15 protein-coding genes and 6 pseudogenes are annotated in these 24,401 nt (G+C 65.2%); 12 read left to right on the forward strand and 9 right to left on the reverse strand.

Annotated elements, in window-relative coordinates:
- Positions 1-61 precede the first annotated feature (61 nt).
- The 7 genes and pseudogenes from ftsH to MSM1_RS21890 form a co-directional block, all read left to right on the forward strand.
- Positions 62-2,056, forward strand: a complete 1,995-nt coding sequence (gene ftsH, locus MSM1_RS13310) for an ATP-dependent zinc metalloprotease FtsH (RefSeq protein ID WP_282100929.1) — start codon at positions 62-64, stop codon at positions 2,054-2,056.
- Positions 2,057-2,121: 65 nt separating this feature from the next.
- A pseudogene (locus MSM1_RS13315) lies at positions 2,122-2,975 on the forward strand (DnaJ C-terminal domain-containing protein).
- Positions 2,972-3,301, forward strand: coding sequence for a chaperone modulator CbpM (locus MSM1_RS13320; protein ID WP_213443033.1), 330 nt, complete (start codon positions 2,972-2,974; stop codon positions 3,299-3,301). Before MSM1_RS13315 ends, MSM1_RS13320 begins: the two are co-directional and overlap by 4 nt.
- A pseudogene (locus MSM1_RS13325) lies at positions 3,283-3,815 on the forward strand (Clp protease N-terminal domain-containing protein); the annotation flags it as partial. The gene MSM1_RS13320 and the pseudogene MSM1_RS13325, both read left to right, overlap by 19 nt.
- A gap of 111 nt (positions 3,816-3,926) precedes the next feature.
- A pseudogene (locus MSM1_RS13330) lies at positions 3,927-5,245 on the forward strand (ISL3 family transposase).
- Positions 5,160-6,050 (forward strand): annotated as a pseudogene (locus MSM1_RS21885) (AAA family ATPase); the annotation flags it as partial. The pseudogenes MSM1_RS13330 and MSM1_RS21885, both read left to right, overlap by 86 nt.
- Before the next feature lie 48 nt (positions 6,051-6,098).
- A pseudogene (locus MSM1_RS21890) lies at positions 6,099-6,536 on the forward strand (transposase); the annotation flags it as partial.
- Between the two features lie 28 nt (positions 6,537-6,564).
- On the opposite strand, the gene MSM1_RS22990 reads toward MSM1_RS21890, so the two are convergent.
- The 3 genes from MSM1_RS22990 to MSM1_RS22470 all read right to left on the reverse strand — a co-directional run bounded on the left by MSM1_RS22990 (position 6,565) and on the right by MSM1_RS22470 (position 7,702).
- Complete coding sequence (locus MSM1_RS22990; protein WP_213443036.1) at positions 6,565-7,071, reverse strand: DDE-type integrase/transposase/recombinase; 507 nt, start codon at positions 7,069-7,071, stop codon at positions 6,565-6,567.
- Between the two features lie 74 nt (positions 7,072-7,145).
- Entirely contained in the window at positions 7,146-7,364 is a 219-nt protein-coding gene (locus tag MSM1_RS13345; protein WP_213443038.1) for a hypothetical protein, read from the reverse strand.
- Positions 7,361-7,702, reverse strand: a complete 342-nt coding sequence (locus MSM1_RS22470) for a transposase (protein WP_213443040.1) — start codon at positions 7,700-7,702, stop codon at positions 7,361-7,363. Before MSM1_RS22470 ends, MSM1_RS13345 begins: the two co-directional genes overlap by 4 nt.
- A gap of 506 nt (positions 7,703-8,208) precedes the next feature.
- On the opposite strand from MSM1_RS22470, the gene MSM1_RS13355 reads away from it, so the two are divergent.
- A complete protein-coding gene (locus MSM1_RS13355) occupies positions 8,209-9,768 on the forward strand; it encodes an HNH endonuclease signature motif containing protein (RefSeq protein ID WP_213443042.1) in 1,560 nt (519 codons plus the stop codon).
- Between the two features lie 140 nt (positions 9,769-9,908).
- On the opposite strand, the pseudogene MSM1_RS13360 reads toward MSM1_RS13355, so the two are convergent.
- Both MSM1_RS13360 and MSM1_RS13365 read right to left on the reverse strand, forming a co-directional pair.
- A pseudogene (locus MSM1_RS13360) lies at positions 9,909-11,169 on the reverse strand (IS3 family transposase).
- A gap of 400 nt (positions 11,170-11,569) precedes the next feature.
- Positions 11,570-12,055 carry an OsmC family protein gene (locus MSM1_RS13365; protein ID WP_213443044.1) on the reverse strand — a complete coding sequence of 162 codons (486 nt, stop codon included), beginning with the start codon at positions 12,053-12,055 and terminating at the stop codon, positions 11,570-11,572.
- A gap of 410 nt (positions 12,056-12,465) precedes the next feature.
- Between MSM1_RS13365 and MSM1_RS13370 the strand changes: the two genes are divergently transcribed.
- The gene (locus tag MSM1_RS13370) at positions 12,466-13,107 is read left to right on the forward strand and encodes a cyclopropane-fatty-acyl-phospholipid synthase family protein (RefSeq protein ID WP_213443046.1); all 642 of its coding nucleotides are present in this window, start codon (positions 12,466-12,468) and stop codon (positions 13,105-13,107) included.
- 73 nt (positions 13,108-13,180) lie between these two features.
- Here MSM1_RS13370 and MSM1_RS13375 read toward each other — a convergent pair whose 3' ends face one another.
- Positions 13,181-14,581, reverse strand: a complete 1,401-nt coding sequence (locus tag MSM1_RS13375; protein WP_213443049.1) for a wax ester/triacylglycerol synthase family O-acyltransferase — start codon at positions 14,579-14,581, stop codon at positions 13,181-13,183.
- 298 nt (positions 14,582-14,879) lie between these two features.
- On the opposite strand from MSM1_RS13375, the gene MSM1_RS13380 reads away from it, so the two are divergent.
- Complete coding sequence (locus MSM1_RS13380; protein ID WP_213443050.1) at positions 14,880-16,154, forward strand: NAD(P)/FAD-dependent oxidoreductase; 1,275 nt, start codon at positions 14,880-14,882, stop codon at positions 16,152-16,154.
- An 88-nt stretch (positions 16,155-16,242) separates the two neighbouring features.
- Here the strand turns inward: MSM1_RS13380 and MSM1_RS13385 are convergent, their stop codons facing one another.
- Positions 16,243-16,437 carry a hypothetical protein gene (locus MSM1_RS13385; RefSeq protein ID WP_213443052.1) on the reverse strand — a complete coding sequence of 65 codons (195 nt, stop codon included), beginning with the start codon at positions 16,435-16,437 and terminating at the stop codon, positions 16,243-16,245.
- A 137-nt stretch (positions 16,438-16,574) separates the two neighbouring features.
- Here MSM1_RS13385 and MSM1_RS13390 point away from each other — a divergent pair, with 137 nt between their 5' ends.
- Together MSM1_RS13390 and MSM1_RS13395 are read left to right on the forward strand one after the other, a co-directional pair.
- Positions 16,575-16,997, forward strand: coding sequence for a pyridoxamine 5'-phosphate oxidase family protein (locus MSM1_RS13390; RefSeq protein WP_213443054.1), 423 nt, complete (start codon positions 16,575-16,577; stop codon positions 16,995-16,997).
- A 93-nt stretch (positions 16,998-17,090) separates the two neighbouring features.
- Positions 17,091-18,956 carry a fatty acyl-AMP ligase gene (locus MSM1_RS13395; protein WP_213443056.1) on the forward strand — a complete coding sequence of 622 codons (1,866 nt, stop codon included), beginning with the start codon at positions 17,091-17,093 and terminating at the stop codon, positions 18,954-18,956.
- A gap of 14 nt (positions 18,957-18,970) precedes the next feature.
- Here MSM1_RS13395 and MSM1_RS13400 read toward each other — a convergent pair whose 3' ends face one another.
- A complete protein-coding gene (locus MSM1_RS13400; protein ID WP_213443059.1) occupies positions 18,971-21,406 on the reverse strand; it encodes an HAD-IC family P-type ATPase in 2,436 nt (811 codons plus the stop codon).
- 11 nt (positions 21,407-21,417) lie between these two features.
- Complete coding sequence (locus MSM1_RS13405) at positions 21,418-24,258, reverse strand: cation-transporting P-type ATPase (RefSeq protein ID WP_213444402.1); 2,841 nt, start codon at positions 24,256-24,258, stop codon at positions 21,418-21,420.
- Positions 24,259-24,401 lie beyond the last annotated feature (143 nt).

The raw sequence follows: 24,401 nt of genomic DNA on the forward strand, positions 1-24,401 counted from the left end.
CGATATCCTCGGAGACCAGCCAAATGTCGTATCAAGGCGGGTTGTCTCCCGTCAACTGTCGATGGGGGTCGTTATAACACAGCACGATGCCACACAGCAGCCGGAGGTCAACAGCATTCGCGGATCGGCATCGCGATCGGGCCGGGCTGCGGCTAAGCCATGGCGCATTGAGGGTCTTCCGGCGCGGGGCGGTAAAGACCGCGGACGCAAGCGCCCAAATTGGTGGTTAGTACTATTATTTTTCGGACTGGGGTATTTCGTTTTATTCGGCGGATTGAGTGTCCAGGACACACTCGGTGCGCCGCCGAAGGTGCCCTATACCGAATTCATGACCGAAGTCGAGCAGCGGAATGTCGCTGAGGTGTTTTCACACGGCGATACCATCGAAGGCACATTGCGCCAACCGAGACCGCTGCCCGGCCAGAGCGCGGATGCGAAACACGTCCGGACATATCAGAAGTTCATCACCGAGCGCCCAACCTTCGCGCAGGATGACCTGCTAACACAATTGAAGAACAGCGGCGCCACGGTCTCGGCGACCCCGCTGACCGAGGAGCGCGGAATCCTGGTTAACCTTCTGATTTCGGTGGCTCCAATTTTGCTGCTATTCGGCTTTTGGTACTGGCTTTTCAAGCGCAGCGCGAAGTTGGGGGCGGGGATATTCAACGGATTGTCCTGGAAAAAGCGTAAGCCCGTCGACCCGGAATCGGTGCGAGTGACGTTCGAAGACGTTGCGGGTATCGAGGAGGTCAAGGCCGAGATCAACGAGGTAGTCGATTACCTGCGTGATCCCGAGAAATACCGCAAGGTGGGGGCCCGCGTACCCAAGGGGGTGCTGCTGGCTGGCCCTCCGGGCACCGGGAAGACGTTACTAGCTCGGGCTACCGCAGGCGAGGCGAATGTTCCGTTCTTCTCGGCTAGCGGCTCGGAGTTCATCGAGATGATCGTCGGTGTCGGTGCCTCTCGGGTCCGCGAGCTGTTCGATGAGGCCCGTAAGGTCGCTCCGGCAATCATCTTTATTGATGAGATCGATACGATTGGCCGGTCCCGCTCTGGCGCGGTCGCTTTCGGTGGGCACGACGAACGAGAGCAGACACTTAACCAGATCCTCACTGAAATGGATGGGTTCTCAGGGTCGGAGGGTGTCGTGGTGCTTGCCGCGACGAACCGTCCTGATGTCCTCGATCCGGCGCTGCTGCGGCCAGGGCGCTTCGACCGCACGATCACTGTCAATACGCCAGACCGCAAGGGCCGTGCCGCGATCTTGCGGGTGCACACCCGCAAGGTGCCACTCGCCGACGACGTGGATCTCGACGAACTCGCCGCCTCGACGCCCGGTATGACTGGAGCGGAACTGGCCAACCTTGTCAACGAGGCAGCGCTGGCCGCAGCCCGCCACGGCCAGATCCGCGTCACCCATCAGGACCTGGTCGAGGCTCTCGAAAAGGTACAGCTTGGCATCGTCCGCAATGTAGTGATGTCAGAAGAGCAACGTCGCCGTACTGCCTACCACGAAGCCGGGCACGCCCTGCTCGGGATGCTTCAGCCCGGTGCCGACCCGGTGCGCAGGGTATCGATCACTCCGCGCGGTCACGCTCTCGGTGTCACCTTGTCCACCCCCGAAGACGACAGATATGTCTACAGCGAAGCGTACTTGCGGGGGCGCATCATCGGGGCTGTCGGGGGAATGGCAGCCGAACAGGAGATATTCGGTGTGGTAACTACCGGTTCAGAGAGCGATCTCGAGAACGCCACGACCATCGCGCGTGGCATGGTCGGCCGGTGGGGTATGTCCGACCACATCGGCCCGGTGTCGGTGTTACCTAAGGAGGGTGATCCGCACATGGCCGGGGTGTCCGATGCAATGCTTGGCATCGTGGACCGCGAGGTCCGCCGGATTATCGATGAGTGCTACGCCGAGGCGCGGAAACTGTTACGAGACAATCGCGACAGGCTCGACAATATCGTCGTGGAGCTGTTGGCCCACGAGACGTTGGACGAAGCACAGGTCTACGCTGCAGCGGGTATTCCAAGGGAAGCGGTGGCGCAGCCATAAAAGGCATTTCGTGAGCGAGAGAACATCGGCGGGTCGGGGTTCCCCGTGACGCCACCGCCGAGCAGATCCAGCAGGCTTTCCGCACCCTAGCACGGAAGTTCCATCCTGATGTCAACAAAGATCCTGGCGCCGAGGACCGATTCAAGCAGATCAACGAGGCCTACCACGTACTCTCCGATCCCGACTCCCGAAAACGATACGACCGATTCGGTGCGGACTTCCGCCGTATACCCGAGGAGTACGACGAGCGCGCCGGTGCCGGGGTCGGAGGCTTTCGGACGAGCGGCCCATCGGGGGCCAGGGTGCATTTCGGTGGTTTCGATGACCTGCACGGTATTAACATCAACGATATTTTCGACGGATTATTCAGCGGCAGAGGAGGATTCGGTCCGATACCCGGAGCCGACCAGGAGGCTCACCTGGAACTCACCGTTGAAGAGGCCTACCGGGGCGGTCGCCGGCCGGTCGCACTCGACGGCCGTCGCTACACCGTCAACATTCCCCCCGGGGTGATCGAGGGCCAGCGCATCCGGTTGGCCGGGGAGGGCGGCCGCGGCAGCGGCGACGCACCACCCGGGGACCTGTATCTCGTCGTGCACATCCGGCCGCATCCCCGCTACCGGCTCGATGGCCGCGACATCACCGTCGACTTGCCCGTCTCACCCTGGGAGGCGGTGCTGGGCGCAACCGTGGCGGTCCACACCCCCGCCGGGGAATCCAAGGTCAAAGTGCCCCGGGCTCCTCCACCGGCAGACGCCTACGGCTGCGCGGAGAAGGGATGCCCAATCCCCGCGGCAAAGCGGGTGACCTCTACGCCGAGATCAAGGTCATGGTGCCGACGAGGCCGACACCGCGAGAGCGACAACTGTTCAAAGAACTGGCTGCCGAATCGCAGTTCGACCCTAGGAGGGCATCGTGAGCACGCCCGGTTCTTCGTCGCGCTACGTTCCGGCCCGCGTCGCAGGGCTTAGCCTGGACAGCTTCGCGCACCGCGCTGGGCTGCACCCCGACATTGTGCGCCGCTACGTGGCACCGGGATTGCTGCGCTGTCGCATTGACAGCCGGTGGGATATGTGGTTCGAGCCTGCAGACCTGGCCGTCATCCCTCGGATCCAGCGACTGCGGGTTGGCCTCGGACTGAACTACACGGCGATCGGGCTGGTGCTGGACCTGCTCGACCGCGTCGACGCCCTTGAATCCGCTTCCGACCGAAGGAGGACATCGCCGTGGACGTCAACCGTCTGACGCTGAAATCGCAGGAGGCGCTGCAAGAGCCCAGGCGGCCGCGACCCGCATGGGCCACACCGAAGTCGACGGCGAACACCTGCTGCTGGCGTTGATCGACCAGGCCGATGGGCTGGTGCCCCGGCTGCTGAGTCAGGCCGGGGCGGACCCGACCGCGGATCTGCAACGCGAGTTGGAACGCCGGCCTAAAGTGAGCGGTCCGGGTGTTACACCGGGACAGGTTATGGTTACCCGGCGGCTGGTCAATCTGTTCGACGCAGCCGAGCGGGAAGCCAAGCGGCTCAAGGACGAATACGTATCGGTGGAGCACCTGGTGATCGCGCTGGCAGAAGAAGGCGTGAGTAGTGCTGCAGGGCGTATCCTTGCTTCGCACCAGGTGACTCGGGATTCCTTCTTATCCGCGCTGATCACAGTCCGCGGCAACCAACGGGTTACCTCTGCCACGCCGGAAAACTCCTACGAAGCGCTGGAAAAATACGGTCGTGACCTAGTAGCCGAGGCGCGGGCAGGAAAGCGGCTCTTCGCAGTTGAGGGTGTAGAGGGTGTCGGCGCGTCGTTGACCCGGTAGAGGTCGAGGTCTTTCGAAGATGGGGGTTCCCACACCGACCATCTGAAAGACCTCGACGTGCACGACGCTACCGGCGGGGTGGACTTTGTCCGCGCCGATCTGACCACTTTCTGTCGCCTTGATGAGCTTGGGTTGGAGGTGACCGGGCAGCGGCTGCAGACCGATCGGGCGGTGCTGGCGTGCCGGATCATCAAGCCGGATCGGTGGTGTCGCCGGTGCGGCGAGGAAGGCACCCCACGCGACAGCGTCACCCGGCAGTTGGCCCATGAGCCTTTCGGGTGGCGGCCCACAACCCTGCTGGTCACTGTGACCCGCTACCGCTGCGCCGGCTGCGCTCACGTATGGCGCCAAGACAGCAGCGCCGCAGCCGAACCGCGGGCCAAGCTGTCACGGCGGGGGTTGCGCTGGGCGTTGGAAGCCATCGTGTGCCAGCACCTGAGTGTGGCCCGGGTCGCCGAAGGCCTTGGCGTGTCGTGGAACACCGCCAACAATGCGGTCCTGGCCGAAGGCCGCCGTGTTCTCATCGAAGACCCCACCCGATTCGACGGGGTACGCGTGATCGGCGTCGACGAACATGTCTGGCGCCACACCCGCCGCGGTGACAAGTACGTCACCGTGATCATCGACCTGACCGCTGTGCGTGACGGCACCGGGCCGGCACGGCTGCTCGACATGGTCGAGGGACGTTCCAAACAGGCCTTCAAGACCTGGCTGGCCGACCGTCCCAAATCCTGGCGTGATCACGTGGAAGTCGTTCGATGGACGGGTTCACCGGATTCAAGACCGCCACCAGCGAAGAGCTGCCCGACGCGGTCGCGGTGATGGATCCCTTTCATGTGGTCCGTCTGGCCGGGGATGCCCTGGATGTGTGCCGGCGCCGTGTGCAGCTGGACACCTGCGGGCACCGCGGCCGCACGACCGACCCGCTGTATGCATCCCGGCGCACCCTGCACACCGGCATCGACCTGCTCACCGACAAGCAAAAGACCCGACTGCGCGCCCTGTTCGCCGTCGATGCCCACGCCGAGGTCGAGGCCACCTGGACGATCTACCAGCGCACCGTCGCGGCCTACCGCGAACCCAACCGGGCCAAGGGCCGCGCGATGATGCAGGCCGTGATCGACACACTCAGCCACGGCGTCCCAAAAGCGCTCAAGGAGGTCATCACGCTGGGTCGAACGCTGAAGAAACGCGCCGCCGACATCCTGGCCTACTTCGACCGGCCCGGCACCTCCAACGGACCGACAGAAGCGATCAACGGCCGCTTGGAGCACCTACGCGGATCCGCCCTCGGCTTTCGCAACCTCACCAACTACATCGCCCGATCCCTACTGGAAACCGGTGGATTCAAACCCCAACTACACCCTCAATCATGAAGAGCCAGGAAAGCTAGATCCAGTCATCGGTCGGGATGCCGAGATTCGTCGCGTGATACAGATCCTGAGTCGGAAAACAAAGAACAACCCGGTGCTCATCGGTGATCCCGGTGTGGGGAAGACGGCGATCGTTGAGGGACTCGCTCAGCGTATTGTGCGTGGGGATGTTCCGGAAGGCTTGCGGGACAAGACTATTTTCGCCTTAGACATGGGATCGTTGGTGGCTGGCGCGAAGTACCGCGGCGAGTTCGAAGAGCGACTCAAGACCGTGCTCAACGAAGTCAAGGCCGCCGAGAGCCGTATCCTGCTGTTCGTTGACGAGTTGCATACCGTCGTCGGCGCCGGCGCAGCCGAAGGAGCGTTGGACGCTGGCAACATGCTCAAGCCAATGCTGGCACGGGGAGAGCTACACATGATCGGTGCTACCACTCTTGACGAGTACCGCAAGCACATCGAACACGATGCTGCCCTGGAGCGCCGATTCCAGACCGTTCTAGTCGACGAGCCGAATGTGGAAGATACCATTTCTATCCTGCGTGGCCTTCGCGAACGTCTAGAAATCTTCCATGGTGTGCGGATTCAGGACGGTGCCTTAGTAGCCGCTGCCACGCTTTCGCACCGGTATATCACCGATCGTTTCCTGCCCGACAAAGCAATTGACCTGGTTGACGAGGCATGTGCGCGACTGCGCACCGAAATCGATTCCATGCCAGCTGAGTTAGATGCGCTAACCCGACGCGTTACCCGCTTGGAGATCGAAGAGGCCGCACTGGCCAAAGAGCTGGATGCCACCGGGGCGGCCCGCGACGACGCCCAGGTCGCCGAGTTGACCGGGCTGCTGCGCCACAGCACCGGAGGGGATCAGCTGGTCGGCTGGCCGGCCGGCATGCGCGTCCTGGTGCGGCGCGAAGAAATCGAACACGGCACCCAGTTGTCATTGTTCGAGCAGCTGGCCGGCTACCGCTACCAGGTCCTCGCCACCTCGACTGCCGGTGGACAACCCCAGCGACTAGAAGCCCGCCACCGCGTCCACGCCCGGGTGGAGGGCTTCATCCGCACCGGCAAAGACACCGGCCTGGCCCGCTGGCCCTCACACTCGTTCGCCATCAACACCGCTTGGGTCACCGCCGTCGCGATCGCCATCGACCTGCTGTGCTGGATGCGACTGCTACTGCTGGACGGCCCACTGGCCAAAGCCGAACCCGCCACCTTGCGCTACCGGCTGCTGCACGCCGCGGCCCGGCTGATCAAACGATCCCGCCACCTGATCCTGCGGATCCCCCAAACCTAGCCCTGGGCAAAAGAATTCGCCGACGCCCTCAACAGGGTCCGCGCCATGCCCTGACCCACAGGCCCCTGTGCCCGCTCGACCCCAAGAAAGGAGTAACCACCCCCGGGATAAAGGACCCGGCGTCACCGCACGACACGCGGCGCCGCCGCCTACCCCCAACCTCAAAACCTCGACAAAGCTGCCACCTCGCAGACCGCCACAGCAGAACCCGGGCCACCGTGAAATTCTGAGGCATATTGCAGTCGGGTTCGAGTCGTCTGTTGCGCATCGCCATCTGCAACGCTTCCACGACGAGTTTTGTGCGCCTGTGCTCAGCCCTCGCATACCCGATCACCTCGCGGGTAGCGCAGTCGGCCAGCACAGCCAAATACAACCAGCCCTGCCACGTTCGGATGTATGTGATGTCCCCGACGAGCTTGGTTGCCGGTTGCTGCGCAGTGAAGTCGCGCTTGACCAGCTCAACGGTGTCGGGCGCGTGGGGGTCCGGTTTGGTGGTGGTGCGAAGCGGTCGGGGCCGCGCCCTAGTCAGGCCCATCTCACCCCGAGCTTGCGAACCAGCTCAGGCCCGACCCGTTCGCCGGCCCGGACGAGTTCGGCATGGATGCGCCGCTAGCCGCACGTGGCGCCGAAGGCCTCAAACCAGGTGGCGATCTTATCAGCGAGCGGCTCGCGGCGTCGTTGGGTGAGGCTTTGCGGCCGATGCCACCACTGGTAGCAACCGGACTTGGGCACCTTCAGCAGTGCGCACATCCGCGCAACCGTCGAAAGCCCTGCGCCTTGCTCAGCGGCGGCGCGCTTCGCATCGATGAACTCGAATTTCTCGGTCACCGTGGCTCCCTCGCGAAGCGCGCCGCTACTTTTTTCAGGAACGCGTTCTCTATTTCCAGTTCCCGAGTACGGCGTTCGAGTTCCCGCAACCGGGCGCGTTCGGACAATTCCAGCGGCGGCTCATCAGCGGCGTGTGCGGCCCGGTATTTCTTTACCCAGCCGCCAACAGTCGTCTCGTTCAGCCCGTACTCGCGCGCAACCTCCGCGATCGACCGATTCGACTCGACTACCAGCCTCGCAACCTCGTCACGAAACTCAGGCCAATTCCCCTCGTCCTTTCCGGATCGGACCTTATTTGGTCCGCAGTCCGGAAAGCGGGAGGCACGCCGGAGGTTCACGTACGGTTCTGTGGGAGCCGGGGGGTGCGACTCCCCCCGGCCACCCGCCGGATCGGTTTTTTGATGTCGTCGTGGGGCCGATCGCTGCACGATTAGGGTGATTGGGAATGGTGTGGGTGTGAGTGATCCGTTGGCCTGCAGCAGCTTTCCTGTGTCTCCTTTCCTGTGTCTCCGGGGTCGGGCCTGGGATGGCGGATGGGCAGGGGAGGTGGCGTTTACCCTGCCCGTGGGATCGCCGGGGCGTAGCCGATGATGTTGTCCCACAGGGTTTTCCACCCGGCTTGCCAGGGCCAGCGCCCCGGGAGCATCGGCTTGCGGGCCGGTGGCGCGAAGCGGGCCGGCGCGTTGACCAGGTCGCGGCGCAGGATCGCCCCGCGAGGCCCGCGGGGCCTGCGGCGTGCCGGCCCTGCGGCCTGGCCGTGGGGTTGTCCACAGTTAGGTGGTTATCCACATGGAGTGGTTGCGGGTGGCGCCGCGTGTCGGTGACGGCCACTACAGTCGCCTGTATGTTCGATGGCTCGGTGCCGGCCGGTGCGGCACTGGCGCACGCCGATGACGCGACGCTGGTGGCGGCGATCGGCGGGTGGGCGCGCGTGGAGGCCGCCGCCTCGGCGCGCCGGCTGGCGGCCATCGCCGAATTAGTCGCTCGCCGAGTCCAAGGCGGTTCCCCGGAGCGGGGACGATGGTCATGCGATAACTGGGATGCCATGGCCGCTGAAGTGGCTGCCGCCCAGGGTATTAGCCACGGCATGGCGTTGGGGCAGATGTATCTGGGTGTGGCCCTGCGCGACCGGCTGCCCCTGGTGGGCGCGTTGTTCGCCGAGGGCACGATCGGGGCCCGGTTGGTGGCGACGATCGTATGGCACACCGAATTGATCAAAGACCCTGAAATTCTGCGGCTAGTCGATAAGGCTCTGGCCGAGGACGCGGCACGCTTCGGGCCGCTATCTGCGAACAAGACCAGCCAGGCCATCGAGGCGTTGGTGGATCGATATGACCCGGGGGCGTTGCGGCGCACCCGGGCAAACGCGCGCAGTCGCGATGTGGTGATCGACTGCGCAAACCAGCAGGCGGGCACCGCGGCGCTGTGGGGCCGACTGTTTGCCACCGACGCGGCGGTGTTGGATCGCCGGCTCACCCAGATGGCCCACGGCGTGTGTGAGGACGATCCGCGCACCACCGCTCAGCGTCGTGCCGATGCGCTGGGGGCGCTGGCGGGCGGGGCCGAGCGGCTGGCCTGTTGCTGCGGCAACGCCGACTGCCCGGTCGGCGCCGGCGGTCATGAGCGGGCGGCGGGGGTGGTCATCCATGTCGTCGCCGAGGCCTCGGCGCTTGACACCCGCCCTGATCCGCACATCTCGGGTGAGCCGCCCACGCCGCGACCCATCACCCGCGACACCCCGCTGGCTGAGGCGCTGGCTGCCGACCCCGAACCCGATCCGCCGGTCGGCGGGTCCACACCGGCTGCCGTGCTCACTACCGGTGGGGTGATACCCAACTCCTTGCTGGCCGAGTTGATCCGAAGCGGTGCCAAGCTCCGGCCGGTGTGCCATCCCGGTGAGGCGGTGGCGCCCGAGGCGGGTTATCGCCCCTCGGCCGCGCTGGAGCGGTTTACTCGGTGCCGGGATATGACCTGCCGATTTCCCAACTGCGATCGGCCCGCCGAGTTCTGCGACGTCGACCACACCATCCCGTGGCCGCTCGGCCCGACCCATCCGTCGAACTTGAAATGCCTTTGCAAAAAGCATCATTTGCTCAAAACGTTCTGGACCGGGGTGAACGGATGGTCCGATCAGCAGCTGCCCGATGGCACCATCATCTGGACATCGCCAAGCGGGCACACCTACACCACTCGCCCGGCAAGTCGCCTGCTGTTTCCCGCCCTGTGCCTGCCCACCGGCGAATTGCCTGCGACCCCAACGGTCTATCAACCGCCGCGTGACCGCGGGATCATGATGCCCAAGCGTCGCCGCACCCGCGAACACGACCGCGCCCGCCGCATCGACGCCGAGCGGGCACTCAACGCCGCCCACATCGCCGAGCGCAACCACCCGCCACCCTTTTAGACCGTATGTGGTGACTGCTCGCGGAGTGGAGTAGTGGCTGGCCGGGGCCTCGCTCACGCAATCTCGTGGTTACCGAGCGCGGTTTTATGCTCGGCCTTTCCGACTGGGTGTGAACCGTCCCCGGTTTGATGCACACCTCGTTACGGGTGACCGGTGTGCTTCCCGGCCTGGAGTCGAGCGCCCCCGCGGGTGGGATGCGACCCAGGCGGTGCATCAGCCTGGCGTTGTTGTACCAGCTGACCGTGCGGCGGTTATGTTCTGCAGGTCGGCGAGGGTACGGATCGGGCCAGTGCGAAACGGGGAGCCTGGCCGCACGCACTCTGTTGTGTAGAGCCCGATCGTGGTCTCGCATAGCGCGTTGTCCAGGGCATCACCAACCGTGCCGATCGACGGAATCAAACCTTCCGACATCAAAGTGTCGCCGTAATGTAGTGCAATGTACTGAGTTCTCGCATCACTATGATGAATCGTGGCGCAAAACGGATGCCCTTGACGGGCGCGGAACGCCGCGGCGTGGCGCAGGGAGCGCTCGAGGAAGCCGGTGTTGTCTTTGGTCATCGAGCACTCCCAGCCGGGGATCAGCCCGGCGTAGGCGTCGACGACGAACGCGGTGTAGCCGAACCCGCCGGTGTCGAGCGCGACGTAGCTAAAGTCGGCGACTTCCAGTAGGTTGGGTGCGGCAACGCGCCACCGCCGGCCCACCAGGTCCGGCGCTCGGGCCGCGGCCGAGTCGCGCTCGGTGGTACGCGGCGGGCGGCGAGCACGCATCACACCTTGCCAACCGTTGTGGCGCATGATCCGTTCCACCGTGCGCCGGGCCACCGGGATGCCTGCCGCTGCAGATGCGCCCACATCTTCAAGCTGCCGTAGAGGCTCTCTGGTGGGCGTTTCCCGTCGGCGTCAGGCTCGTAGTAGCCGGCCAGGATCGCGGTGATCGTGGTGTCCCACAGGGCCCGTTTCGACGGCGCCGAGAAGCGGTGCGCCCAGTGGGTGCGCGGGGCGATCGCCACGCCCTGGATACCCAGGGCGCGGCAGACCGCTACGACCCCGAACCGCTCCTGGTGCGCCTAAATCAACGCACAGATCAACGGCGCGGGTCGCACCCGCACGAAGAAACTTGCTGCGGCTTTGAGTATGTCGATGGCCTGCTCAAGTTCTTTGTTCTCCTTGTTCTTCCTTCGGAGCTCTTGCAGCTTCCGGCTCTGCTCGGTGGCGACCCCCACCGCTTCACCAGCATCGATCTCGGCTCGGCGTGCCTACTTGCGTAGCGTCTCGCTATGCATCCCCAGCCGGCCGGCGATCGCCTTGAGCGCCGCCCATTATGACGTCGTAATCGTCGCGGTGTTCGCGCACCAACAGCACGGCCCTGGCCTTGATGTTCTCGTCGTACCTGCTCGGCATCGCGCCATCCATCCCAACAAAGGAAGTGCGCATAAAACCGGGGACGGTTCAATCGAACAACAAACCGGTAGCATTCACCACACGGGTGCCCTTTCTCTGGGATCATCGTCGCCTTCCACGAACACGATTATCCCTTGCAGGAAGGGCACTTCCGCGCTACGACGCGGCCCCCAATCCATACCGGCTGAAAAATCAGGGTCAGACTTGACACCCGCGTCGACAACCTCGACACGCTCACCAACCGGGACGATTCGGTCAACCGGAAGCGGGGGCCCGGCGACGGCCGCGACGCCTGCTTCCCCTGCCTGATTGACAAAACGGATTACATATCAAAGCGTGTCGAGCAATTCCTGGTGAGGCTCTTCGGACGCGTTGGGTGTTACCGCGGCCCTACCCGCCGTTAACCGGCCGGCTCCTTCGACCGGGGTTGAACCTGAACGTCGACGTCAACGCCGTGTCGTACGCTTTGCGTGACCACGCAATAGTCCTCGAATAGCTCCAGGCAGCGACGCACCCGACCGCTGTCGGGGTCGTCGACCTGCGGCTCGATCTGTACCCGTAGCCGGCCGATGCGAAGTCTGCCGCTCTCGCTGCGGGTCAAGGAGACGCTGACCGTGGTTCGCATCCGGTGGACCGGAACCCGGGCCCTGTTCAGGCAGAATAGGGCGCTGGCCGAGAGGCAGTTTCCCACCGCCGCCGCAAGCACGCGGGACGCGTTCGGCCCGTTTTGCTCGCCCAGCGGCGCGGGCTCGTCCATGACCAGGGTTGACACCCCGGGCAGCCCGAAGTCCACGCGAAACCGATAGCCCTCCTCTAGCTCCATGGTGATCGTCGCGTCGCTTTCCTCGTTAGCGGCGCTAGCTGCGGGCTGGTTTATCATGCCCATCCCCCGCATAACTGCGGCGCCGGTGACGCGTGCGCAGCCCGGCGATAAATGCTGCCGTCGCCCGTCACGGGCGAGCTACACGGCTTTCTTTTCGACCCTTTTGACCCGTTTGACCGCTGCATGACCCGCCTACCTCCTCGTCGTGTTGACACCCCCAGGGGTATATGCGTTTAGCGTAGCGGCGGGCGGCAGCGGTGGGCGGCAGTGTCTTCGACAAGTATCGTCGGTGCACCCGCCGATGTGGGCTTTTTCCGGGATTCGTGGTGAGTGCCCGGTGGTGATCATGAAGCAAGCAACAAGTAGGGATACCGGATGGGGTATGCTGGCGGCGATTTGGCCGCCGGTGCCGGTGGATATCTCTGGCGATTTCGCGCGAAGTCGAACGCGCGCTGGCTGGATTGGAGCGACGCATGGACGCGCAAGCCTGGAATTCCCGCTACAGCGACGCCGAGCTGTTGTGGGGAGCGCAGCCCAACATGTTCGTGGTTGCCGAAATGGCGGCGACGCCCCCGGGCCGGGCGCTGGACGTGGCATGCGGGGAGGGCCGGAACGCGATCTGGCTGGCCAGCCGTGGATGGCAGGTGGTCGGCGTCGACTTCTCGGCGGTGGGACTGGAGCGGGCTGCGCGGCTGGCCGACCGCGCCGGGGTTGCTCAGCGGGTCGCGTTCCGGCTCGCCGATGTGGTGTCCGACCCGCTGCCAGCCGGTCCGTTCGACGCGGTGATCGTTGCGTACCTGCAATTAGCGGCAGGACCGCGCCGCGTGGTGCTGCGCAAGGCGGCCGCCGCCGTTGCTCCGGGCGGCACGCTGCTGGTGGTGGGCCACGACAGCACCAACATCGCCGAGGGGACCGGCGGGCCACAAGATCCCGCCGTGTTGTTCTCCCCGGCCGATGTGCTCGCCGATCTCGTGGGCCTCGATGGGCTGGTGGTGGAAAAGGCCGAGCGGGTCCGCCGCCCTGTGCCGGGCGCCGACCGGGACGCGATTGACGCCCTGGTGCGGCTGCGGCGCGAATCACAGTCGGTAGGGAGCCGGGAACGATCAACCCGGTGAGTGGCGTTGGCTGGGTCGCAACGGGATTGGTTGACCCGCAGGCACTGGCCCGGACGTTCGCCCGCCCGTTGGGCTACGCGGCGCCCGTTTTGCGCCGGCGTTTGCGTTGGCGGGTTCGGCTGGCGGCCGCCAGCTGCGCAACTGCGTGCTTGATACCTGCCGCGAGCGCATCGGCATCGGGCGCGGTGTCGTAGTCGGCGGTGATGCCGAACACGAAAATGTCCGCGTAGCTTGCCATCGCTATTCCGGTTCGTAGGCCAAGAGCGATCGGCGGCACCGGAAGCACTTCCAGCACCTCGCGGCCCATCACCGTCAGCCGGCGGCGGGGGCCGGGCACGTTGGTGGCCAAGGTGACGACCGCACGTTGCGGGAGGTGGGTCAGCAGCCGAATCACCCACGCCGACAGGGCGAACGGGATGGCGTTAGCCACCGAGACGATTACACTGCCGGCTTCGCGCTGGCCGCTGGTTTTGGCTTTCGCCAGCCGGGAGTGCACGAGCTGCAACTGCCTCACCGGATCCGCCTCATCAACGGGAAGCAGCGCCAGCATCGCCGAAGCTCGGTTGTCGGTTACCGCCAGGTCTTGCACCGACCGAACCGACACCGGAACGAATGTCCGCAGCGAGTCGTGGCGAGGCTGCTCACCGCGGTTGAGCAGAATATTGCGGTAGCTGGCGGTGATCGCCGCCAGCGCCACGTCATTGAGTGTCACATCGAACGCCCGGGAGATCTTTTGCATGGCGGGGAGCCCGACCCGGGCCGCGCTGTAACGGCGCATCGTGCTCACCGGCCCGGTCAGCGACGATTCGGGCGGTGAACTCAGCAGGCCCGTCGTCAGCTCGGCCGCGCCCTCGGCCGCATGTTTCACTGCGGCCGCCGTGGTGAGCGCGGTGTGCCAGGTGTTGCCCAGCCAGGTCAGCGGGTTTGCGCTAACCCGGGGCAGATCCGCCGCCGGCCTCGGCCGCTCCTTGGCGGCGTGAATATCTCGTGCAAACGTTTCACCGCCGCCCTCATCGCTGAACTTCGCCAGGATCTGCGCCGTGGCGATACCATCGGCGATACAGTGGTGGAGTTTCGCCAAGATGGCCCACCTGTTATCGGCGAGTCTTTCGATGACCCAGCACTCCCAGAGTGGGCGTTCGCGGCCGAGCCGATGCTGCATTAAGGTTGCGATCAACCGGAACAGTTCGGCGTCGTTGCCGGGATCTGGCAGTGCCACCCGGTGCACGTGATGTGAGATGTCGAAGTGCGGGTCGTGTACCCATTCGGGCGGGCTCAAGTCGAGCGGATGGGTGTGCAGCATCTGAGTGAGACGGGGGACCGTTTGCACCCGTTCGGACAACGCGGAGACCAGTGCGTCGTAGGGCGGCGGCGGCCCCGCCAGGATCGACGCCGCCCCAATCGCCAGGCTCACATGCGGATCGGAGTCCTCGGCTTCCAGGAAGCTTGCTTCCAGCGCCGACAAGTGCTCCATCGCCTCACTATGCACGCCCGCCCGGGCGCGTGAGCAGGGCCGGAAGTCCCCACGTCATGGGCCGAAGGGCGCTTCAACGATGCCCAAATCCGCTCGAAAGCGTCGAGCGGCCCCCGGGAGGGCCCAGCACATGATCGCCGTCCCCGCTACGTCGACGTGCGGCCGCCTGCATCGGTACGCTGCGCAACGCATCCAGCGCGACGGGAATAAGCCAGGTGGAATGTCCTTACCTTCTAAGTGATGCGCTAATGCCGCCGGTTTACCTCCGGTAACACCGCCGCCCCAGAGAGGACACACTATGAGCACGGTCAAGCCGAATGTGGTGGTGCTGGGCAGCAGCTTCGCTGGGCTCACCACCGCGCGTTTCATCCGAGAGCACGCCGGTGACAGGGTTGATCTTGTCGTTGTCGACCGCAACCCGTTCCTGACATTCGTGCCGAACATCCAGATGGAGGTCCTTGCGGGGCGCGATCCGCTGGAGACAATGCTGCTGCATACCCCGGCCATCCACGCAAAGGACAACACCACGTTTTTAACCGCCGAGGTTGTGGGGCTTGACCCGGATGCACGTCGGGTGCAGATCGTGCCCAGCGACCGTCCCGGTTCGGCGGTGGAGAGCCTTTCTTATGACTACCTGGTGATCGCGCTGGGCTGTCGGCTGGCCTACGACCAGATCGACGGGTTCGGCGAGCACGGTGACACGGTCTCGAGCGGCTTTTACGGCAATAAGCTGCGTCGGCGGCTGGCCGCCTATAAGGGGGGCCCGATCGCAATCGGCTCGGCCCGGTTTCATCAGGGTCTGCAGGCTAAGCCGGACTGGCTGCCGGTGGGCTTGGCGGCTTGCGAGGGCCCGCCGCTGGAGTTGGGCCTGGCGATGGCGCACTGGCTAAGCAGTCATCATCTGGGTGACGCGCATAAGATCACGCTGTTCACCCCGGCGGCTATGATCGCCGAAGACGCCGGCGAGGCGATCATCACAGCGTTTCTGGAGATGGCGGCACAGAGGGGTTTCGGCTATCTCAACAACACCCAGGATGTGCGGCGCCTGCACGCCGATGGCATCGAGTTTGCGTCCGGCGCAAGCCTGGACGCCGAGATCAAGATCGTCATCCCCGACTGGGTGCCCCACCGGTTTCTCCTGGGGCTGCCGATCGCCGACGAGCGGGGTTTTGTGCTGACCGATCGCCGGATGCGCAACCCCGCCCATCCTGAGATCCTGGCGGTCGGTGACGCGGCCGCGATCACCGTGCCCAAGCTCGGCAGCCTCGGTCACCAGCAGGCTGAGATCGCTGCCCGGCAGATCGCGATCGAGGCTGGGGCGCTTGGCCACGACGATGCCGGCCCCGAATATCAGCCTGAAATCCTCTGTTTCGGCGATATCGGAGGCCATCAGGGTTTTTATATTCACTCCAACACCTGGTATGGCGGGGCGATCAGCGTGTTCAAGATGGGTCACGCGCCCTACGCGATGAAACTGGCCTTCAAAGAGATGTACTTTCGCACCGGCGGCAAACCCCCGGCTTTCGGGGTACCGGCCACCCACCTGCTTATGGATCACTTCCCCGGCGAATAACCCACGGGCCCGTCAATGGACACCCCGCGAAACGCGGGGATTTCAGGTGCGCGATCCGCGCCGTGGATTGTCGCGCGACCGGAGGGGCTCAGCCGACCAGCGCCCGGGCCGCTCTTCCGATGCCCTCTGCTGCCGTTGGGTGCTGGTCGGCGCACTGGGCCAGCTCATAGGCGCTGAGCCCCGCTGCCAGCGCGTCACCGATCTGGCCGATGAGCAGGGCGGCGTCGACACCCGATGAGATGCGCCCGGCGGGGACCTCGATCGTGCTGTCGCGCAGGGACACGAGGATGCGCGGGCTGGTTGTGCCGGTACCGGATGGTGTTTAAGTTAGCCACGTGACTGCCACCAGAAGACACCGGGTGATATTCGAGCCTCGAGGCGTGGCTGGGCGCCTTGCCCCGAGGCTGGATAAGCGTGACGATGTCCGTGCCCGACGAACCCGTAACCATCCTGTCGGTAAGCGAAAGCTGGAACCTGCTGGCCAGCGTGGCCTTGGGGCGTCTTGTCACCAGCGCCCAGGGCGAGCCGGAGATCTTTCCGGTCAACTTCGCCGTGCAGCGTCGTACGGTGCTTTTTCGCACGGCGCAGGGCACCAAGTTGGTCAGTGCCGCAATCAACAATCGCGTTCTGTTCGAGGCCGACGATCACGATAGGGCCGAAGGCTGGAGCGTCATCGTGAAGGGCACGGCCCGCATACTGCACACCGTCGAGGAGATCGCCGAAGCTGAGCGGGCTCACCTGCTGCCGTGGACGGCGACCGTAAAGCAGCACTACGTTCGGATTCTTCCCATTTCGGTTACCGGTCGCCGTTTCCGATTTGGCCCCGAGCCGCACCCGGAGTAATGCGCCGGGCGGCGATCTCGGCCATGGTCCAAGACCGTGCCGGCTTGCGGGTCATCGCCACGGGCGGGACATTGTCTCTTAGAATTCTCATACATGAGTGCATGCCCGCGCGATGCCGATGGTTCGGGGAATCCCCCGCGAGCCGAAGACTATTTGGATGCAAATGGCTGCATCGCCCTGCCGGAGGGCATCAGCCTGATCACCTTTCTGGATCGCAGTATCGCTCATTTCGGCGATGCTCTTGCATACCGCTACCTGGACTACAGCCAGCACCCTGACGGCAAACCCGTCGAGTTGACCTGGGCAGAGGTGGGCACCAGAACCCGGGCAATCGCCGCGCGGCTGCAGCAAGTGGCTGCTCCCGGGGATCGCGTGGCGGTAGTGGCACCGCAGGGCCTGGACTATGTGGTCGGGTTCTTCGCCGCAATCATGGCCGGCAACATCGCGCTACCCTTGTTTGCGCCGGAGCTGCCCGGCCATGCCGAACGCCTCAACGCGATTCTCCAGGATGCGCAGCCCAGCGTTTTTTTGACCACGGCCGCGGCCAGTGAAGCTGTTCGGGCCTGTGCGCGAATGATCCCGCATGCCCACCGGCCACGCGTCATTGCCATCGATGAGGTACCGGACTCGGTGGGTGTCGCCTTCGCGCCCGCGGACCTGCACACCGATGACATTGCCTACCTGCAATACACTTCGGGCTCGACACGAACCCCGTTGGGAGTGGAGATCACCCATCGCGCTGCGGGCACCAACCTTCTGCAGATGATCCTGTCGATCCGTTTGGATAACACCGACATTCATGGTGTGAGCTGGTTGCCGCTCTACCACGATATGGGTCTTTTGATGATCGGCTTCCCGGCGTTATACGGTGGGCATCTGACGTTCATGTCGCCAATGGCGTTCATCCGCCGGCCATTACGGTGGATTCAGGCATTGTCGGCGGCTTCGCGGTGCGGGCGTGTTGTCTCACCCGCGCCAAACTTTGCGTTCGAACTCGTCGCGCAGCGGGGGTTGCCCGCCGAGGGGGAGGACATCGAGCTACGCAACGTCATCCTGATCAACGGCTCCGAACCGGTCAATATCGAGTCGATCACCAAGTTCACCAAGGCTTTCGAGGCGTACGGGCTGCCGAAAACCGCGATCAAGCCCTCCTACGGCATGGCCGAAGCGACGCTGTTTGTGTCGAGCATCGAGCCCACCGCTGAGGCTTCCGCCGCCTACCTCGACCGAGAACGGCTGGGCGCCGGGCACGCGGTTCGCGTCGCGCCGGATGCTCCCAATGCCGTCGCGTATGTTTCCTGCGGTCGAGTTGCGCGCTGTCAATGGGCGGTGATCGTCGACCCGCAGACCCAGGTGGAACTGCCCGATGGCGAGGTGGGCGAGATCTGGTTGCACGGCGACAATATCGGTCGCGGCTACTGGGCGCGAACGGAGGAAACGCGCGAGACATTCGGCAACAAGCTGCAGTCACCCCTGCCGATGGGCAGTCACGCCGAGGGTGCGCCGATCGATGGCACGTGGATGCGAACGGGTGATCTTGGTGTCTACCTCGACGGCGAACTCTACATAACGGGTCGCATCAAGGATGCGATCATCATCGACGGCCGGAATCATTACCCCCAAGACATCGAGGCGACTGTGGCCGCCGCGTCACCGGCGGTGCGATCCGGTTATGTCGCGGCGTTCTCCGTGCCGGCGAGCGAGATGCCGGAAGAAACCAGACGTGACCGCGCGGAAAACTTGGTGATCATCGCCGAGCGCGCGCCGGGTGCGGGGCGCGTCGACCCGGAGCCGGTGCTGAAGGCCATCCGGGCAGCGGTCGCGCGCCGACATGGATTGCCGGTGGCCGACGTACGGCTGGTAGCGGCGGGAACGATCCCGCGCACCACGAGTGGAAAGCTGGCCCGTAGCGCATGCCGCGCCCACTATCTCAGCGGCACTTTGGGTGCGCGCAACTAGTTGGGTGCGCGCAACTAACGGCGTCGCGGTGTGGCGATCGCGCTTTGCCCGCCGACGTTCGGCTGGCGCCACAACTGCGGAGGCGTTCTGCTCAGGGGACCCTGCAACCACCAAAGTGCCTCGACAATCGCGGCACCGAGCACACCGATCGCCAGCGCGGTGGCCGTCAACGCGATGTTCGACGGATCGAGGCCGAACTTGTGCTGCGTCAACGGGATGCAGAAAATCACCAGGTATGCGCCACCGGACAGCGCGACCAGCATCAGCCGCCACCAAGTGTAGGGCCGGGCCACCACCGCCAGTACCCACACCGCGATCACCAGCAGGGTGATCAGCGCCGCGGTCGACGCCTGCATCTGCTGGGCCGGGGTCGCCTCAACCCCCCGGAAAGCCAGCACATAGCACAGGAACGTCGCGATGCCCGCTACCGCGCCGTTCGGCACCGCGGCAATCATCACTCGGCGGGTGAAGCCGGGTTGTGCGCGTTCATCGTTGGGTGCCAACGACAGGATGAACGCGGGGATCCCGATGGTGAACCAGGCCGCGATGGTCACCTGAATCGGCTCGAACGGGAACATCAACGACCTGATGCCCAACGCCTTGGCGCCCAGACCGCTCATGCCGATCAGCAACGCTAGCAGCACCGAGTACACGGTCTTGGTCAAAAACAGGTTGGACACCCGTTCGATGTTGGCGATCACGCGGCGTCCCTCGCCGACCACGTAGGGAAGGGTGGCGAACCTGTTGTCCAGCAACACAATCTGAGCAACCGCACGTGATGCGGCACTCCCCGACCCCATAGCCACGCCGATGTCGGCGTCTTTCAGCGCCAGCACGTCGTTGACCCCGTCACCGGTCATCGCCACGGTGTTGCCACGGGATTGCAAGGCGTGCACCATCGCACGCTTCTGGTCGGGGCGGACCCGGCCGAAAGCGATGTACTTGGCCACCGTTTCGGCCAGCTCGTCCGGATCGGTGGGCAACTTACGCGCGTCGAGTACCTCTCCGGCCAGGCCCAGCGCCGCCGCCACTGCGCCCACGGAGGCGGCGTTGTCACCCGAGACAACCTTGACTGAAACATTCTGTGCCGCAAAATAATCCAAAGTATTGCGGGCGTCAGGCCGGATCCGTTGAGCCAGCATGATCAAAGCTGCCGGTATGACGGCACCGGGTGCGCCGGGATGATCGACCGGTAGGTCGCTAAGCGCGAGCAGCAGCACCCGAAGGCCCCGGGCGCCGGTCTCCTCGGCCTGCTTGGCGACGGGAGAGGATGGATCCAACAGCACATCGGGCGCGCCCAGAATCCAGTTGCCGTGCTCGCCGTAGGACACGCCGCTCCATTTGGTGGCCGACTTGAACGGGGCGGTGGCCGTAAGGGTCCATCCCGGTGGGTTGCGGTAGGCCTCGGCGATGGCCTGGATGCTGGCGTTGGGGCGGGGGTCATCGGCCGCCATCGACGCCAGGGCGTCGATGATTGTGTCCATGCCGGGTGCGCCATCCAGCACCTGCAGGTCGGCCACGTGCATCCGGTTCTCGGTCAAGGTGCCCGTTTTGTCGGCGCACACCACGTTGACCCGCGCCAGCCCTTCGATAGCGGGCAGCTCCTGAACCAGGCATTGCCGCCGGCCCAAGCGCACCACGCCCACCGCGAACGCGATCGACGTCATCAGCACCAGGCCCTCGGGAACCATCGGCACCAGCGCTCCGACCATGTGCAGCACCGACTGCTGCCAGCCGGCATGCGTGGTGAACAGCTGGGAGTAGATGATCAGCAGCCCGGTCGGGATCAGCAGATAGGTGATGACCTGCAGGATCTTGTCGATCCCGGCGCGCAACTCCGAGCGCACCAGGGTGAACTTGCTGGCCTCCCGGGTCAGCCGGGCGGCATAGGCGTCGCGCCCGACCGTGGTGGCGCGGTAGGCTCCGGTGCCGGCGACGACGAAGCTGCCGGACATCACGGTGTCCCCGGCCCCCTTTAGAACGGGGTCGGCCTCGCCGGTGAGCAGCGATTCATCGATCTCTAGGGCGGAGCCTTCGATCACCACCCCGTCGACGACGATCTGGTCGCCGGGGCCCAGTTCGATGATGTCGTCAAGCACCACCTCGTTGGGCAGCAGCTCACGGGTTCCATCGGCCCGGCGCACCAAAGGCTTGGCCTGCCCGACGATGGTGAGTTTGTCCAGCGTCTGCTTTGCCCGCAGCTCTTGCACCATGCCGACGACGCTGTTGGCGATGATCAACAGCCCGAACAGGGCGTTGATCATCGAGCCCGTCGCCAGCACGATGACAAACAGCACAGCCAGGATCGCGTTGATCCGGGTGAACGTGTTGGCTCGCACGATATCGGCCACGCTGCGCGTCACGCGGGCGGGAATGTCGTTGGCCTTGCCCTCGGCAACCCGTTGGGCGACTTCGGCCTCGGTGAGCCCGATCGCCTGCGCGGCGGTCATGCCGCGACAGCCTATCGGCTGGACAGGCGCGCCGTGCCGTCCGCGGGCTGCACCGGCGCGCCGCGGCGCCGCCGCTTCTCATCCGAGCGCCGCAGCCAGTAGCGCCACATTTCGTCGGCACCCCACACGATGACGGGATAGGGCAGCAAGAGCACCAGGTCACCGGCCGGTAATGCGGCGGTGCCTAACAGGGCTTGCAGCGGCGGGGTGTAGACGAACACCGCCGCGAGCATGATTTCGGCGGCGATACCTGCCAGCAGATAGCGATTGCTGAACACGCCCACCGACCACAGCGAGGCCCGGTGGGTGCGTACCGCAAAGGCGGTGCCGATTTGCCCGGCGATCATGCCGAGAAACGTCATCGTGGTCGCCTGCAGGTAGGCGTGATGCAGTGGCGCGCCCACACCCACCGGGGCACCGGGATGCCAGCCGGCTTTCAGCAGCACATAGAAGAAGCCGCTCAGCTGCAGGGCAGCGACGATCGCACCGAGGAAAAGCCACGCCCGCACCAGCATCGGCGCACAAATGACGCCTTCCCCGCGGGGACGTGGCGGGCGGGCCATAATACCCGGTTCGGCGGGTTCGCGACTCAGTGCCAGCGCCGGCAGGGTCTCGCTTCCCACGTCGAAGGCCAGCAGCTGCAAGATGGGCAACGGCAGGGGAATTAGGCCCCCGCCGAGCGCGAACACCAAGAACGGCACGGTTTCCGGTGTGGCGTGGGCAAAGATGTAGATGATGAATTTGCGGACGTTGTCATAGATACGCCGGCCGGCGTGGATGGCGGTGACGATCGTGCTGAAGTTGTCGTCGGTGAGGACCATGGTGGCGGCCTCGCGGGCGACGTCGGTGCCCGACAGTCCCATGGCGACGCCGATGTCGGCGCGGCGCAAAGCGGGAGCGTCGTTGACCCCGTCGCCGGTCATGGCGACCACATGCCCCTCGATGCGCAGCGCCTCGGCGATGTGCAGCTTGGCCTCCGGGGACGCCCGGGCGAAGATCAAATCAGGGTGGTCGCGGATCAGCGCGGCGAGCTGTTTTTCGGTCAGCCGCTCGAACTGCTCAGCGGTGACCACAGTGGGGTGGGCACCGGTGATGCCGACCCGCTGGGCGATCGCGCCTGCGGTCAACGGGTGATCGCCGGTGATCACGATGATGCGGATTCCCGCGGCGTGACATTGAGCGACCGACTCCGTGACGCCCGGACGCGGCGGATCCAGCAGCGCGATCAGGCCCACCAGCCACAGGTCGCCTTCGACGTCGACCCGCCGCTGCGGCAAGGCGATGGTGGCCGGTAGTTGGCGCTGGGCAAACGCGAGCACCCGCAGCCCTTGCGCGGCAAGCGTATTCGCCTCGCTCTCCACTTTCCGGCGCTGCTGCTCATCCAGGGCCAGCGCGCTGCCATCGGCGGCCATCAGCTGGGTGCAGCGTGACAGCACCGCCTCGGGTGCGCCCTTGGTGTGCACCACCAGCGACCCATCGTCGGCCTGGTCGATGGTGGACATCAGCTTCAGCTCGGGATTGAAGTGAAACTGCCAGCGGCGCCGGCGTTCTCGCCGACCACTGTCGGTGTCGGCACCAAGTCTGCGAGCCAGCGTCAGCACGGCGACCTCGGTGGGATCACCGACCGGGCCGGCAATGTCGTCCAGGCGTGCATTGTTGCAGTCGGCCGCGATGCGGCCGAGCGACTGCAATGGCATCGGGAAGGGTGTCTTACCGCCCGCGGCATCCGGGACGTGCGTCTCGAGGTCGAGTCGGCCCGCGGTGGTCCACACCGCAACGGCGGTCATGCGGTTTTCGGTCAGTGTGCCGGTCTTGTCGGTACAGATCACGTCCGTCGAGCCCAGCGTTTCCACCGCAGAGAGTCGTTTGACCAGCGCACCGCGGCCCGCCAGCTCCCGCACCGCCACCGCCAGCGCCAGCGTGATCACCGGCAGCAGACCTTCGGGCACCATGCCGGCCAGCAACCCCGCGGCGAAGACGATGGAGTTGATCAGGGTCAGATGGGCGGCGATCGTGGCAACCGGGATGAACGACAGCGCCAGCATCAGCGAGACCGCCGCGATCAGCCAGGCCACCCGCCGAACCTGGTGCTCCAGCGGGCTGGGCTCGGGTTTCACCCTCTCGGACAGCGCCGCGATCCGGCCAATCTCGGTGCCCATCCCCGTCGCGAACACGACGCCCCGGGCTTCACCGCCGGTGCAATTGGTGCCGCTGAAAGCCAGCTCGTGCGCACGAAGCAGGGGCACGTGCACATCCACCATCGCCGCTGACCGCACCGCAGGCACCGATTCCCCGGTCAGCGCCGACATGTCGACCTCGATCGCTCCGCTCAACAGCCGGATATCGGCGGGGATGCGATCGCCCTCCTTGATGACCACGATGTCGCCGGGCACCACCTGCGTCGCGTCGATCTCGACGACCCTGCCGTCCCGTTCGACGTTGGCGCGCTGCGGAAGATACTTCGCCAGCGCCTCTACCGCGCGTTCGGCCTGCAGTTCCTGCACGAAGGCGAACGCCGCGTTGAGCACGATAATCAAGATCACCGCTGCGGCGACCACGTTCGAGCCCACGATCAACAACAGCCCGGCGGCCAGCCACAGCAACAACGCCAACGGGTGGGTAAACTGGCGCGCCAACTCTGCCGGCCACCGCCGCCCGCCCCGCCGTTGCAACGCATTAGGGCCATATTGCAGCAGTCGCCGCGCCGCCTCGGCGCTGGTCAACCCCTCCCGGCCGGTGCGCAGATCACGCAACAGCCGGTCTGCGGCCTCTTCGGGGTCAAGGACCGTCACAGCACCGCCGGCCGACTCCGCGGCGGTTAAGTGGCTTTTATGGGTCCGGATATGGCTCATGCGGGTCGGCACGACCGGTGGTGGGCCATCGACGCTCGGCGATCTCTCCTCGGTCACCGATGGGCCTCCCACGCTTGGGCTAAGGGGCACCGATGCCCATGCGAATACGGTTTCTGCCGACGCTATCGATGATATTAAGCATC

Source organism: Mycobacterium sp. SM1, assembly GCF_018361265.1.
Classification (GTDB): Bacteria; Actinomycetota; Actinomycetes; order Mycobacteriales; family Mycobacteriaceae; genus Mycobacterium.